The organism is Pseudomonas cimarronensis (assembly GCF_049331905.1).
Classification (GTDB): Bacteria; Pseudomonadota; Gammaproteobacteria; order Pseudomonadales; family Pseudomonadaceae; genus Aquipseudomonas.
On sequence record NZ_CP186283.1, the window covers coordinates 3,185,588 to 3,199,323 of the forward strand.

Consider the following 13,736-nt stretch of genomic DNA (forward strand, 5'->3'; position numbering starts at 1 on the left):
AAGAAGGCCGCCATGATAACGGCAAACTGCGCTCGGCCATATCAGCGAACACCACTACACGGCAGCAAAATTACCCCGCCAGGGCGTACAGCAACAGCCAGCACGGCAGCCCCAGCACCGGCGCGTACACCGCCAGGCGCGGTGCATAGGGCAACAACAGCGCCAGAGCAAAGCCGCTCAGCGACAGCATGCCGAACCAGCCCACCGGGCCCATCGCCCAGCCCCAGGCTTGCGCACAACCCCACAGGCTGGCCACCAGCAGCAACCAGCCACCGCCACGCAGAACGCGACGTTGCAGCGGCGTCGGTACCCTGCCCCAGACCTGTTTGTAGTGCCGCTCCAGGCCCTGACACAGCGCCAGCATGCTGCTGTAAGCCAGCAAGAAACTGCCCAAGAATGCCGTCATCATCTCAATTCACCTGCGCCTGTGCGGGCCGCACCCGCCGCTCGCTGTGTTGCACCTGCGGCTGACGCAAACGCCAGACACTCCAGGCCAGCAGCAGCCCCAGCGCCACCACCGTCACCTCCAGCCACAGGCGCATGCTGTCGTCCCAGGTATGACCGTCACTGATTGCACTGAGCAGCGGCAAGCCCAGACACAGCAGCGCCGCCAGGCTCAGTTGTTCACGCCAGGCCTGCAGGCGCGGACGCAGCCAGGCGTGCAGCAGACTCAGCAGCCAGAGCGCAAAGAAGCCACGCAGTTCCCATCCACCACGCTGGGCCAGCTCCTGCGGCAATAGGCGGTTAAGCCACAACAGGCCGATACAGGCCACAGCCAGGCCAGCAATTGTCGCCACGTTGAGGCTTTCCACCAGGCGATAGAGCTGTTGCCCCAGCGCACTTTCACTGTCGTATTTACGCCGCCGCTTGACGGTAAACAGCACCAGCCCGGTGGCGATCATGGCGCTGCTGAGCAAGCCGCATACGAAATACAACCAGCGCATCGGGTAGCCACCGAACTGCGCAAAGTGCAGGCCAAACATCACCCGCTGTACCAGCACACTGGGGCGTAGTTCTGGCGGCCCGGCCAGCAGCTCACCGGTAACCCCATCGAAGACCATATTGTGGCCCTTGGTCAGGGCAATGCGGTTACCCAGCACCCGGCGCATTTCGATATGCGCATCACTGCGCCCGGGGTGCTCGATCACCACACCGCTCAGCGGCCCCATGCGTGCTTCGGCCTGAGCCAGTAGCGGGGCCATCGCCGTCAGCGGCGCCGGGTGAGTCGGCGCCTGATGCGGCTCTTCCATGACGTCGATGTGTTCGCGGTAAAACGCCGCGAAATCACCTTTGTAGAGGCTGTCCAGCGCCGCCGGCATATAGATCAGGGCAAAGATCAACAAGCCGGTGTAGGTGATCATCAGGTGAAACGGCAACAGCAACACTGCACTGGCATTGTGTGCATCGAGCCAGGAACGCTGGCCCTTGTTCGGGCGGAAGGTGAAAAACTCCTTGAAGAACTTCTTGTGAATAATGATGCCGCTGATCAGCGCCACCAGCATGGCCATCCCCGCCAACCCGACAATCCAGATACCCGGGTTGCGTGGCATGCTCAGGCTGTAGTGAAAACGAAAGAAAAATGTCCCGCCGGCCGTGTCGCGCACCACCAAGGGCTCACCGGTGAGTGGGTCCAGGTACGTGCTGATGCCCGAACGCCGGTCGCCCGCTGTCACCCGCAGGGCAGGCATACGCTCGCTGGGCAGGCTGATGTTCCAGGCGCTGGCATCGGCATGCTGGCGTTGCAGGTAAGCCACCGCATGCTCGACAGCCTGAGCGTTGCTGACCGACGTCTGTTTGATCTCCGGCTGCATCCAGTGATCAATCTCCTGATCGAATACCGCCAGACTGCCGGTGAGAAAGATGGCGAACAACAGCCAGCCGAACAGCAGGCCGCCCCAGGTGTGCAGCCAGGCCATGGATTGGGTCAGGGTCTGCTTCATGCCAGGCGCTCCAGCAGATGAGGCCAGAAGCCGATCAGCGCCAGCGGCGCAGCGACCGGCAATACCGCCCAGGCGCGCCAGGCGCTGCGTGCGGCAAACGCCCAGAGAATCGCCAGGGTGTAGAAGCTGAATGACAGCAGGCTGGCGATCAGCAGCGCGTCCACCCGGTCCAGCGGCAACAGCTGCGCCAGGGCGGCGGTCAATGCGTAGGTGAACACATAGCCGCCCAGCAGCCCGGCCAGCACCCGTGAACAGATCGGCCATGCCTGGGTTGTTCCTGCGGCCTTACTCATTGCGTCCCTCCTGCGCCAAGCCAGCCGCCATGCGCAATGCCGGCCGCAAGGACGCGGCCAGCATCGGCCCATGGCCCAAGCCGGAAAATTCCTGATACTGCACCTGCATACCCGGCCAGCGTGCCAGGCGTTCGGCCATCTGCCGCGCGACGTCGGCCGGAACCGCGGCCATGGCCTTGCGTCGTTGCTCCAGCAGCGCCGGATCGACGCCGGGTCGGGCATTGCCGGGCAGACCTTCATCACTGCCGCGCACGATCAACAGCTGGGCAGTGGCACCGGCAAAGTCATGCTCAGTCTCCAGCAACAACCCGGATTGCCACCACAGCGACGGGCTGGCGGCGATATAACGGCTAAAGCTGGCCGGCTGGGTGAACAAGGTATTGAGCACGAACAGCCCGCCGAACGAATGCCCCCAGAGCGCCTGTTGCGCCGGATCAACCGGTTGCAGCGCGGCCACCTGCGGCTTGATGCGCTGCTCCAGCAACGCCAGAAAGGCCGCAGCACCGCCACCCTGTACCCCATTGAATGCCTGCATCGGCTGACCATCGCGGCGCGCCGGGGTGTAGTCGAGGGTGCGCGCCGGCACATTGAAGGGCCGCTCACCGGCATGCCCGATAAACACCAGCAGCGGCGGCGTGCCCGCCTCCAGTTCGGCCAGCCATTGCGCCTTCAGCGCCGCCAGCGCGGCATGGCCATCAAGCAGGTAAAGCACCGGGAAACCGCTGGCCGGTGCCGCACGCGCCGGTACCAGCAACTGCACCTCATAGCTGCGCTGGGCATCTGCCGACTGCACCTGGAACGGCGCAAGCTGTTGGTAACCGGGATAGTCAGCAGCGCTCGCCACGCTCAGCCAGGGCAGGCAGAACAACCACAACCAGCAGCGCTTCATGGCACGACCCCCAGCACTTGCCAGCTGGGCAAGATGCGCTGTTCGAAGTGCTGCAGGCGCTCGGCAGCCTGCTGCACGGCAACGCCGTGACGACGCAACAGCGCCTGAATGGTTTCACTCAGCAAGCTGCCGCGTAACTGCGGATGCTCCAGCAGCACGCGGGCGGCGGCCATTTCCAGCATGTCTGCCGACACACTCGCGCCCAGGCTTGGCGCGGCCAGGTGTGCGTAACCGACGCCCTGCAACGCCCCCTCAGCCAGCAGACGGTTAAGCGCCTGACAGCGAGTGACATCCACCGGCGCGTGCAGCAACGGATGGGCATAGCCCGCCCAGGTCAGCAGCTGCAAGGCGCCACTAAGCTGGCCAACCTGCGCCGCCAGGGTGGGTCGCTGCGCCAGTTCGGCAAAGCTCTGCGGCCCCTCGCCAAGGGCCTGCAGCAGTGGCTGATACAACTCGGCAGCGCCCTGCAGCGGGCCGATGCGCGTTGAAAACTCCACCGCGCCCGGTGCCGGCGCGGCGGGCAACAGTGCCCAGCAGCTGTCCAGCAAGGCTTGCCGATGCGCCGTGGCCGACAGGGCCTGATCGCCGCGTTGGTACAGGTCACTGCGCTGAGCCTGGTTGCGTGCCAGGTCCTTGGCGGTTTCCCGCAGCGCCGGGTCACTCAGGCCCTGAATCGCGGCCAGGCAGTTACCGGGCAACGACAGTGCATCGATGTTTTCCAGTGGAATGGCGCTGCCGATCAGTTGACAGCCAAGACGAGCAAAATCTGCCATGACATCGGCCACCGGCAACGGTTGCCAGTGTTCGCACAGTAGTTCATGGGCCAGGTAATCCAGCCCCTGTTCGGCACTGCGCGCCAGCAGCCGGGCCATCTCAGGCTGCTCGACAAAATAGCCGGCGCCGCCCTGTTGCAAGGCCTGCAATGCCTCCAGAGCCGCCTGCACACGCTGCGACGGTGAACATTCGCTGTGTTGCGCGTGTTGCCAGATAAACCGCTGAGCCGCTGCCAACGGCGCCATGCCGGGCTGACACATATAACCCAGGCACAGCAGTCCATTGGCGTTGAGGCGCTGCTCGACAAAGCCACGGATGGCCGCACGCTGCGCGGGTGCCACCCAGCTGTACACGCCATGGGCGACGATAAAGTCGTAGCCCTCGCCCGGCTGCTCGAGCAGCTCGGTGAACTCGGCCTGCACAAACTCGATATTGCTCAACTGCGCAGCCGCCGCCAGACGCCGGCCATGCTCAATGTGCTGCGGGTTGAAGTCCACCGCCACGAACTGCCCAGCCGGATTGCTGGCCGCCAACAGCAGGCTGTTCAGGCCCTGTCCGCAGCCCAGCTCGCAGTAGCGAAAGCCCGCTTGCAGGTTGCCAGCGCGCTGACCGAGGGCCGTCTGCAGCGCCATCAGCCAGCTGGGCGCCAACTGCGGTTGAACATGATGGGGATAGGGCAACTCGGCCAGATACCCCTGATTCCACACTTGCATTAAGCGTTTTCCTGCACTGAAAAGGCTCCGCCAGGGCACACCTGGCGGAGCCGAAACCCGCCGTAGCAGCGGGTAAGGAGCACGATGACCTAGAAGGATGCGGTGACCGAGGCGAAGTAGGCACGCCCGGCTTCGTTGTAGGTGTTGGCCCCGGCTTCGGTGGCGTTGCCTTCTCGGTAGATGCGCTTGTCGAACAGGTTGTTGATGCCCATGCGCACGCTGTACTGCTCATTGAAGGCATAACCGGCGCTGACGCCCATCAGGCCGTAAGGATCGATGTCCTTCTGTGCCTGGCTGTCGATGGCCACGTTGCGTCGGGCGTTGTAGCTTGGCGACTCCTGAGTGCCGTAGTAGGTGCCGCTGACCTGCAGCGACAGCTTCTCGGTGGCAGCCCAGTCCAGGCCGGTGTTGAGGGTGTACTCGGGGATGATGCTCAGCGGCTCGCCGCTGTCCTTGTCCTTGGACTCGATCATGTAGGTGAAGTTGGTGTTCCACTCCAGCGTCGGGCTGAGGGTGACGAACAGATTGCCTTCAACCCCCTCGACCACCGCCTTGCCGGAGTTTTCCCAGTTCTGCACACGACGACCGTTCGCCAGGCGGAACTCCGCCGTGTTGCTGGAAACGATCTTGTTCTTGTAGTCGTTGCGGAAGTAGGTCGCGCTGGTACGCCAGGTGCCTTTATCAAAGGCCAGGCCGATTTCCTTGTTGATGCTGGTTTCCGGCTCCAGGTCCGGGTTCCCGATCAGGTAGCAGCCACCGGCGTTGGCTTCTGCCGCGTTACAACCAAAGCCCATGCTGTAAAGCAGGTAGTTGGGGTTGGACTGATACAGGTTGGGGGTCTTGTAGGCCCGCGCGATACCGCCTTTGAGGGTCAGCTCATCGGTCAGTTCATGGGAGGCGTTAAGGCTCGGGCTCCAGTTACCGCCAAACTCTTCATGGTCGTCATAGCGAAGCCCCGGGGTAACGATGGTGCGCTCGCCTACCTCGATATTGTCCTCGGCAAACAGGGCAAAGCTGTGCGCGGTGGTCTTGGTCTGGCTGCGGTCAAAACCCGGAATCGCCGGCACACCGCCGACACCCGGGTCCCAGGTTTGCGCGCGCATGGAGCCTGGGTCATTGAGGCTCTCGTACAGGTATTCGCCGCCCAGGGTCAGCACCTGCGGCGCGCCCATCTCCAGCGGCAAGTTGACCTCGGCATTGGCGCGGGTGTTACGCAGGCGCGACATAAACACCCCGGCCCCTTCCGCCGGCGCGCCCTCACCACCACCCGCCAGGCCTTCGTTGAGGCGCTCGTTCCGGGTGTAGTCGTAAGCCAGCGAGGCAGTGGAGCTGCCCCAGTCGTAACTGCCGTTGTGGGTCAGCGCGTAGCTGCTGCGCTGGATGATGTTGGTTTCCTTGCCATACAGCTGGTTCACGAATGCACCACCGCCGTTAAGCATGGTGTCGCCGGCGTAGATGTTGCCCTGACGGCTGTAGGTGGCCTCCAGATCCAGGCTGTGGTCGGGGTTTATCTGCCAGCTGAGCAGGCCGCTGATGTCCTTGTTGCGCACGCCTTCCCGTCCCGCCACCAGGGTATCGGCACCCACCTGACGCTCGGCGTTGATGTCGGCATCGTCGGCGTTGGTCTTGTTGGCACCGCCATACAGGCGGAAAGCCAGGCTGTCGTTCAGCGCACCACTGAGGTTGAAGTTGGCGCGTTGGCCGGCGCCCTCGGCATCGTCTTCCGGCTGGATTGCATACAGGGTGACCGAGCCACGCAGCTCCTCGGTCGGCCGCTTGGTGATGATATTCACCACCCCGCCCATGGCCCCCGAGCCATAGCGGGCGGCGGCCGGGCCGCGGAGGATTTCGATGCGCTCGACTTCTTCAGCCGGCACCCAGTTGGTTTCGCCGCGGGTGTCACGGTCACCGGTCCAGCCATAGCGTACGGCGTTGCGCGAGCTGGACGGACGGCCATCGATCAGAATCAGGGTGTTTTCCGGGCCCATGCCGCGCAGGTCGATCTGGCGGTTGTTGCCACGGCTGCCACTGGTGCTGTTGCCGGTCAGGTTGACCCCCGGCTCGCGGCGGATCACATCGGAGAGGTCATTGGCTGGCGGACGCTTCTTGATGTCCTCGGCGGTGATGATCGACACACCCGGCGCCTGCTTGAGCTCCTGCTTGGCGGTGACCACAGCATCCTTGAGCGTGATCGCATCAGTAGGTTCGGCGGCTGCACTCAGGGCATCGACCTCGGCATCTACCACCTCGGCGGCAAACAGCGTGCAGGGGGAAAGACTGGCCGCAACGATGGCCAACGACAGATGACTGAGTTTGAATCGCGACTGCATGAACACCCTCTCCTGTGGCGAATGGTCCGCATCCAGGCTCAAGGGCAGGCAGTCAAACGCTACGCCAGCCCGACCGGTACGCGGGAACGGCGCAGATGCTACTGATTCTTATTTGTGAGTAAAGTTCATTTACAATCTATACACTTTTCAGCCGGAACTTCAGGCGCAAACCTTCACCCGTGTTTTCAGCCCACATCGCCCCGCCCTGCATCTGCATGGCGCTGCGGGCAATCGCCAGGCCCAGGCCAAAGCCATCACCGCCGGGGCGAGCCGCTGACAAACGAATAAACGGCAGGAACATCTGCTCCAGCTGCGCAGCCGCCACGCCACCACCCTGATCCTCCAGCCAGAACAGCCACTCGCCCTGCTCCAGGCGCCCATCCAGGCTGATCATTGCGTCAGGGGGGGAATGCCGGATGGCATTGCGCAAACCGTTTTCCAGCGCCTGCGCCAGGCCATTGAGGTGCCCGCGCACGCAGCAGTGCTCAGGTAACAGGCAACGCAGCTGGGCCTGCGGCCAGCCACTTTCAAAACAGGCATCCTCGGCCAATAAGGCCCACAGCGAAGGCAGGCTGATCGGCTCCAGCTCAGGTTGCGGACGCTCGGTCCCCAGCCAGATCAGCTCCAGGGTGTCATCCACCAAGCGCTGCATACCGCCAACTTCACGCTCCAGGCGCTGGCGCAGTAGCTCGGCATCCAGGCCACTCTCACAGGCCACCCGCAGGCGGCTCAAGGGTGTACGCAATTCATGGGAAAGATCGCGCAACAGCTGACGCTGCAAGCTGAGCATGCCCTGCAGGCGCTCGGCCATATGGTCGAAGGCGCGGCCCAGCTCGCCCAGCTCATCCTGACGGGTACTGATCTGACTGGCCGTGCGCACACTCAGCTGCTCATCACGCAGGGCATTGGCCTGCTCACGCAGGTGCTGCAGCGGGGTTATCAGTAAGCGATAGAGCAAGGCACAGAGCAGCAGCGCCAGCCCACAGGGCAGCAGGCCGTGCACCAGCAACTGGGCATGCCAGGTAAAACCTTCCGGCAGAAAACGCTCCGGCAACTCGATCACCAACTGGCCATCCAGGGGCTGTTGCGGAAACGGCAAGGCAAGCACCGGCAGGCCACTGGCGCGCTTGCTCATCGGCCAGTCAATGCGGCGCATGGCTGTCAGTCGCTCGGTTTCCTCAAGGTTCAGGGCCTTTGTACCCAGCGCGCGCAAATCACGCCCAACAACCGTCAGCCAGACTGACTCGTGCTGCTGCATCTGCGCCTGCCAACGCTCAACCCCTACGGCACCGCCGCTGCGCCAGGCTTGCTCGGCTTCAGCGGCATAGCCAAGCAGTTGCTGCTGCGCCGCCTCGCTGAGCAGATAACCGCGAAATTCGATGCGCCCACCCCAGGACCAACTGACCCAGATAATCAGCAGACAGAAGGCCATGACCAGCAAAGCCAGGCGCCAGAACAGCGAGTGACGTCCCGGCATGATTCAGACGCCCTCACGGGTGAACAGATAGCCCTTACCCCACACGGTTTCCAGACGCCCGGCGGTATAGCCGAGCGCCTGCAACTTGCGCCGTACATGGCTGATATGCATGTCCAGACTACGGTCATGGCGCGAATAGGCGCGGCGCAAAACCTGCTGATAAAGGAAGGCCTTGCTCATCAGCCCTTCCGGATGGCGCACGAACAGTTCAAGCAGGCGAAATTCGGTATGGGTCAGCTCGGCCCATTGGCCCTGCAGCGACACATCCATGCGCGCCTCATCGAACTGCAATTGCGGGTCAAGACTGGCCTGCATCAGCTCGCGTCGCTCATAGGCCACGCGACGCAACACCGCGGCGATTCGCACCTGCAGCTCATCCATGCTGAAGGGTTTGGCCAGGTAGTCATCCGCGCCCTGGCTGAAACCGGCAATGCGATCCTGCTCGCCGCCCAATGCCGAGATCAAAATCACCGGCACCCCCAGGCGCTCGCGCAGATGTTGCAACGCCTGCAGACCGCTGATGCCAGGTAGCAGGATATCCAGCAGCACCAGATCAAACGCTCCGCTGCTGGCCAGACGCAAACCCTCACGACCATTCTGGCTAAGGCTGACGTTATAGCCGCGTGCCTGCAGGTTGCCCTGCATATGACTGGCCAACAGGGGATCATCTTCAACCAGAAGAATGCGTGCGGCAGGAAAATGGCAGGAGAGCACGGATTAGCACCCGATCAAATGAGAATAATTCTACCTACTATTCGTTCCGCACTCACCTACAGATTCTCGCTCGCTGAATCGCTACACTGCCGACATATCACCCCAGGAGGCGTCGCGTGTTAAAGGATCTAGGCATCAAAGGCCGTGTGCTTATGCTCACCCTGCTGCCCACCAGCCTGTTGGCGTTGGTTCTGGGGGGTTACTTCACCTGGGTGCAGCTGTCCGGCTTGCAGGGGCAACTGCTGCAACGCGGCCAGATGATCAGCGAACAGCTCGCGCCCCTGGCGGCCCCCGCCTTGCAGGCCGGTGATGCGCAGCTGCTGCAACGCATCGCCACCCAGGCGCTGGAGCAACCGGACGTACGTGCGGTGAGCTTCCTTGCCCCGGAACGCAGCCCCCTGGCCCATGCCGGCCCACGCATGCTGACGCCCTCACCCATCGCCGCAGAGTTACAACCCGCGCAGAGCAGCAACCAGGACGCCACGCGCTTTCTGATGCCGGTGTATCAGCAACACCTGAGCCTGACCGGCAGTTTATTCAGCGAACCCGGCACCCAGTTGCTCGGCTGGGTCGAGCTGGAGCTGTCGCACCACAGCACCCTGCTCAGCGGCTACCGCAGCCTGCTGGCCAGCCTGCTGCTGATTGCCACCGGGCTGATGGTCACCGCCCTGCTCGCCGTGCGCATGAGCCGCACCATCAACGACCCGCTGCGGCAGATCAAACAGAGCGTTGCCCAGCTCAAGGACGGCCACCTGGAAACCCGTCTGCCGCCACTTGGCAGCCATGAGCTGGACGAGCTGGCCTCGGGCATCAACCGCATGGCCGAGTCACTGCAGAACGCCCAGGAAGAACTGCAACACAGCGTCGACCAGGCCACCGAAGACGTGCGACAGAATCTGGAAACCATCGAAATCCAGAACATCGAGCTGGATCTGGCCCGTAAGGAAGCCCTGGAAGCCAGCCGCATAAAATCGGAATTTCTCGCCAATATGAGCCATGAAATCCGCACTCCACTCAACGGCATCCTCGGTTTCACCAACCTGCTGCAGAAAAGCGAGCTGACCCCGCGCCAGCAGGATTACCTGGGCACCATCGAAAAATCCGCCGACAGCCTGCTGGCGATCATCAACGAGATTCTCGATTTCTCGAAGATCGAGGCCGGCAAACTGGTGCTGGAAAATATCCCGTTCAACCTGCGCGACCTGCTGCAGGAAACCCTGACCATCCTCGCCCCGGCCGCTCATGAGAAACAGCTGGAGCTGCTCAGCCTGGTCTACCGCGACACACCGCTGTCGCTGATCGGCGACCCGCTGCGGCTCAAGCAGGTGCTGACCAACCTGGTAAGCAACGCGATCAAGTTCACCCGCGCCGGCACCATCGTGATTCGCGCCATGCTCGAAGACGAAAGTGCCGACCGCGCGCAGCTGCGTATTAGCGTGCAGGACACCGGCATCGGCCTGTCCGATGACGACCTGCGCGAGCTGTTCCAAGCCTTCAGCCAGGCCGATAACTCGCTCAGCCGTCAAGCTGGCGGCACCGGGCTGGGCCTGGTGATTTCCAAGCGCCTGATCGAGCAGATGGGCGGCGAAATCGGCGTCGACAGCACGCCTGAAGAAGGCTCGGAATTCTGGATCACCCTGAGCCTACCCAAGGCCCGTGACGACGCCGAAGACCTGCCACGGCCGCCGCTGCTCGGCCGCCGCGCGGCTGCCCTGGAACACCACGACCTGGCGCGTCAGGCCCTGCAACATCAACTGGAAGACTGCGGCCTGCAGGTCAGCGGCTTCGATAACCTCGACAGCCTGCTCAGCGCCGTGGCCGAGGCGCGACATAGCGCCCAGCCAATCGAACTGGCGGTGCTCGGCGTCAGCACCCAGACCTTGCCGCCAGAGCGCCTCGACCAACGTATCTGGGAGCTCGAACGCCTGGCCTGCAAAACCCTGCTGCTGTGCCCCACCACCGAACAGACGCTGTACCAAGGCCTGCTCCCAGACGCCTACAGCCAACTGCAGGCCAAACCCGCCTGCACACGCAAGCTGCAGCGCGGTCTGGCCGAGCTGGTCAGTCCACGGCAGAGCCGTACAGAAAACCAACAAAGCGCACCGAGCCGCCCGCCGCTGATTCTCTGTGTCGACGACAACCCGGCCAACCTGTTGCTGGTGCAAACCCTGCTCGACGACATGGGCGCCCAGGTCAGCATCGCCAACAGCGGCTATGAGGCCGTGGAAAAAGCCGCCGAGCAGACCTTTGACCTGATATTTATGGACGTACAGATGCCGGGCATGGACGGTCGCCAGGCCACCGAAGCGATTCGCCTGCAGGAAAGCGAGAGCGGCCGCAGCCCGGTGCCGATCGTCGCCCTGACCGCCCACGCCTTGGCCAACGAAAAACGCGCCCTGCTGCAAAGTGGCCTGGATGACTACCTGACCAAGCCGATCAGCGAACGCCAGCTGGCCCAGGTGGTGCTCAAGTGGACCGGCCTGGCCCTGCGCAACCAGAGCATCGATCCAGCCAGTGCCAGCAAGGTGCAGCTCAGCCTGAGCGTACTGGACGCTGAAGAAGGCCTGCGCCTGGCAGCCGGCAAGGCTGACCTGGCCGCCGATATGCTGAGCATGCTGCTGGCCGGCCTGCCCGGCGACCGCCAGGCCATTCGCCAGGCGCGCGCCAGTGGCGAGCGCAACAGCCTGATAGAACGGGTGCACCGCCTGCACGGAGCGACACGCTATTGCGGCGTGCCGCAGTTGCGCGCCGCCTGTCAGCGCAGCGAAACCCTGCTGAAACAGAACGACCCGGCCGCCCAGCAAGCCCTGGATGAGCTGGATGCCGCCATTGAACGGCTGGCCTTTGAGGCGCAAGTCAGCGCCTGAAGCGCTCGCTGAACACAGCCTGCGGGCCGTGCGTGATAGCATTTGCGCACATTTGGAGGATCTATGGCTGAACACGACTTTCGCTACAACCTGCTCAACCCTGAACACACGCTGATCGAATGCCGCGCACTGGCCCCAGGCCTTTACCAGGTCACCGGCAATGGTGGCTCGATCCAGAGCGGCGACACTCTGCTGGTTACCCTCAAGGGCAGCCGCGAGCTGTCCATGCGCTTGCAGGCCGACAAAGTGCGCCACCTGATTAACCCGCGCGGCCAATGGGTCGCCGTTGCCACCGGCCCGGCATTCAAGGAGCTGGCCATCTTCAATTGGCAGGTCAACTGCGACAGCTGCAATGCCCAGCTCGATTTCGAGTTTGCCGTCGATGCCGCCCTCGGCAAGAAGGCCCAGGCCCCAGCGGCCGAGGCGCGCATTAAAGAGCTGGGCTGGCAGTCGCATAACGCCAAGCACCTGTGCCCTAAATGCCAAAAATAAGCCGCACTCCAGGAGGCTATATGAACCGACTTCTGACCATCAGCCTGCTGGCCTTGGGCCTTTCCGGCTGCGCCGCATCCGGCCCGCAACTGGAAACCGAGCACAGCTACCGGGTGGAATGGATTGGTGAGCGTCCGTTGATCGACCGTAGCTACCTGAGTATTACCTTGGCTGACGATGGTCGGGCCTATGGCAATGCCGGTTGCAACCACTGGTTCGCCAACTACCGCCTGGACGGCGAAAAACTCAGCATCAGCCAGCCAGGCAGCACCCGAAAAATGTGTGCACCGGCGCTGATGGAACAGGAAACGCGCTTTCTCGAAAGCCTGAGTCAGGTGCAGCGTTGGGACTTCTCGCCCACCGGACAGCTGCAACTGTGGCCAGCCGAAGGCAAGCCGCTGCGCCTGTGGTCGGAAGATAAGTAAGCATTTACGTCAGATAAAAAGGGAGCCCGAGGGCTCCCTTTATCTATTGCAGCTGAACTCAGTGAATGATCTGGCTGAGGAACAGCTTGGTGCGTTCGTTCTGCGGGTTGGTGAAGAAGGTATCCGGATCGTTCTGCTCAACGATCTCGCCCTTGTCCATAAAGATCACCCGGTTCGCCACGGTGCGGGCAAAGCCCATTTCGTGGGTTACGCAGAGCATGGTCATGCCGTCTTCGGCCAGGCCGATCATGGTATCCAGCACTTCCTTGACCATTTCCGGATCGAGTGCCGAGGTCGGCTCGTCGAACAGCATGATCTTTGGTTTCATGCACAGCGCACGGGCAATCGCCACACGCTGTTGCTGACCACCAGAAAGCTGGCCTGGGTATTTGTTCGCCTGCTCCGGAATACGTACACGCTCAAGAAAATGCATGGCAATTTCTTCGGCCTGGCGCTTGGGCATCTTGCGCACCCACATCGGTGCCAGCGTGCAGTTCTGCAGCACGGTCAGGTGCGGGAACAAGTTGAAGTGCTGGAATACCATGCCGACTTCGCGACGTACCGCTTCGATGTGCTTGAGGTCGTGGGTCAGCTCGGTGCCATCAACGATGATGCGCCCCTGCTGATGCTCTTCCAGACGGTTGATGCAGCGAATGGTGGTCGATTTGCCCGAGCCAGATGGCCCGCACAGCACGATACGCTCACCTTGCTGCACGCTCAGGTTGATGTCCTTGAGCACATGGAACTGGCCGTACCACTTGTTCACGCCTTGCAGCAGGATCATCGGCTCGGCGCTGGGCTGCTTGATTGCTTCACTCATGA

General features: G+C 62.8%; 12 protein-coding genes. 3 read left to right on the top strand and 9 right to left on the bottom strand.

Annotation, left to right across the window (positions count from 1 at the left end; all coding sequences use genetic code 11):
• Positions 1-70: 70 nt before the first annotated feature.
• The 8 genes from ACOCLD_RS14830 to ACOCLD_RS14865 all read right to left on the bottom strand — a co-directional run bounded on the left by ACOCLD_RS14830 (position 71) and on the right by ACOCLD_RS14865 (position 9,130).
• Positions 71-409, bottom strand: a complete 339-nt coding sequence (locus ACOCLD_RS14830) for a DUF3325 domain-containing protein (protein ID WP_422909712.1) — start codon at positions 407-409, stop codon at positions 71-73.
• A gap of 1 nt (position 410) precedes the next feature.
• Positions 411-1,940, bottom strand: a complete 1,530-nt coding sequence (locus ACOCLD_RS14835) for a PepSY-associated TM helix domain-containing protein (protein WP_422909713.1) — start codon at positions 1,938-1,940, stop codon at positions 411-413.
• Complete coding sequence (locus ACOCLD_RS14840; protein WP_422909714.1) at positions 1,937-2,233, bottom strand: DUF3649 domain-containing protein; 297 nt, start codon at positions 2,231-2,233, stop codon at positions 1,937-1,939. The genes ACOCLD_RS14835 and ACOCLD_RS14840 overlap by 4 nt, the downstream gene beginning before the upstream one ends.
• Complete coding sequence (locus tag ACOCLD_RS14845; RefSeq protein ID WP_422909715.1) at positions 2,226-3,122, bottom strand: alpha/beta hydrolase; 897 nt, start codon at positions 3,120-3,122, stop codon at positions 2,226-2,228. The genes ACOCLD_RS14840 and ACOCLD_RS14845 overlap by 8 nt, the downstream gene beginning before the upstream one ends.
• Entirely contained in the window at positions 3,119-4,609 is a 1,491-nt protein-coding gene (locus ACOCLD_RS14850) for a class I SAM-dependent methyltransferase (protein WP_422909716.1), read from the bottom strand. Before ACOCLD_RS14850 ends, ACOCLD_RS14845 begins: the two co-directional genes overlap by 4 nt.
• An 89-nt stretch (positions 4,610-4,698) precedes the next feature.
• Positions 4,699-6,939 (bottom strand): TonB-dependent siderophore receptor, encoded by a 2,241-nt coding sequence (locus tag ACOCLD_RS14855; protein WP_422909717.1) that lies wholly within the window; start codon positions 6,937-6,939, stop codon positions 4,699-4,701.
• A 136-nt stretch (positions 6,940-7,075) separates the two neighbouring features.
• Positions 7,076-8,416 carry a histidine kinase sensor domain-containing protein gene (locus tag ACOCLD_RS14860; protein ID WP_422909718.1) on the bottom strand — a complete coding sequence of 447 codons (1,341 nt, stop codon included), beginning with the start codon at positions 8,414-8,416 and terminating at the stop codon, positions 7,076-7,078.
• A gap of 3 nt (positions 8,417-8,419) precedes the next feature.
• The gene (locus ACOCLD_RS14865) at positions 8,420-9,130 is read right to left on the bottom strand and encodes a response regulator transcription factor (protein WP_422909719.1); all 711 of its coding nucleotides are present in this window, start codon (positions 9,128-9,130) and stop codon (positions 8,420-8,422) included.
• A gap of 116 nt (positions 9,131-9,246) precedes the next feature.
• Here ACOCLD_RS14865 and ACOCLD_RS14870 point away from each other — a divergent pair, with 116 nt between their 5' ends.
• The 3 genes from ACOCLD_RS14870 to ACOCLD_RS14880 all read left to right on the top strand — a co-directional run bounded on the left by ACOCLD_RS14870 (position 9,247) and on the right by ACOCLD_RS14880 (position 12,914).
• Complete coding sequence (locus tag ACOCLD_RS14870) at positions 9,247-11,997, top strand: ATP-binding protein (RefSeq protein WP_422909720.1); 2,751 nt, start codon at positions 9,247-9,249, stop codon at positions 11,995-11,997.
• Positions 11,998-12,060: 63 nt separating this feature from the next.
• Positions 12,061-12,489, top strand: a complete 429-nt coding sequence (locus ACOCLD_RS14875; protein ID WP_422909721.1) for a hypothetical protein — start codon at positions 12,061-12,063, stop codon at positions 12,487-12,489.
• 20 nt (positions 12,490-12,509) lie between these two features.
• A complete protein-coding gene (locus ACOCLD_RS14880) occupies positions 12,510-12,914 on the top strand; it encodes an META domain-containing protein (RefSeq protein ID WP_422909722.1) in 405 nt (134 codons plus the stop codon).
• A gap of 58 nt (positions 12,915-12,972) precedes the next feature.
• Here the strand turns inward: ACOCLD_RS14880 and ACOCLD_RS14885 are convergent, their stop codons facing one another.
• A complete protein-coding gene (locus ACOCLD_RS14885) occupies positions 12,973-13,734 on the bottom strand; it encodes an amino acid ABC transporter ATP-binding protein (protein WP_233684554.1) in 762 nt (253 codons plus the stop codon).
• Between the last annotated feature and the right edge of the window lie 2 nt (positions 13,735-13,736).

Excerpts from the sequence above, each read along its gene's own strand:
- ACOCLD_RS14830 (WP_422909712.1), bottom strand. The coding sequence starts at position 409 with ATGATGACGGCATTCTTGGGCAGTTTCTTGCTGGCTTACAGCAGCATG.
- ACOCLD_RS14835 (WP_422909713.1), bottom strand. The coding sequence starts at position 1,940 with ATGAAGCAGACCCTGACCCAATCCATGGCCTGGCTGCACACCTGGGGC.
- ACOCLD_RS14840 (WP_422909714.1), bottom strand. The coding sequence starts at position 2,233 with ATGAGTAAGGCCGCAGGAACAACCCAGGCATGGCCGATCTGTTCACGG.
- ACOCLD_RS14845 (WP_422909715.1), bottom strand. The coding sequence starts at position 3,122 with ATGAAGCGCTGCTGGTTGTGGTTGTTCTGCCTGCCCTGGCTGAGCGTG.
- ACOCLD_RS14850 (WP_422909716.1), bottom strand. The coding sequence starts at position 4,609 with ATGCAAGTGTGGAATCAGGGGTATCTGGCCGAGTTGCCCTATCCCCAT.
- ACOCLD_RS14855 (WP_422909717.1), bottom strand. The coding sequence starts at position 6,939 with ATGCAGTCGCGATTCAAACTCAGTCATCTGTCGTTGGCCATCGTTGCG.
- ACOCLD_RS14860 (WP_422909718.1), bottom strand. The coding sequence starts at position 8,416 with ATGCCGGGACGTCACTCGCTGTTCTGGCGCCTGGCTTTGCTGGTCATG.
- ACOCLD_RS14875 (WP_422909721.1), top strand. The coding sequence starts at position 12,061 with ATGGCTGAACACGACTTTCGCTACAACCTGCTCAACCCTGAACACACG.
- ACOCLD_RS14880 (WP_422909722.1), top strand. The coding sequence starts at position 12,510 with ATGAACCGACTTCTGACCATCAGCCTGCTGGCCTTGGGCCTTTCCGGC.
- ACOCLD_RS14885 (WP_233684554.1), bottom strand. The coding sequence starts at position 13,734 with ATGAGTGAAGCAATCAAGCAGCCCAGCGCCGAGCCGATGATCCTGCTG.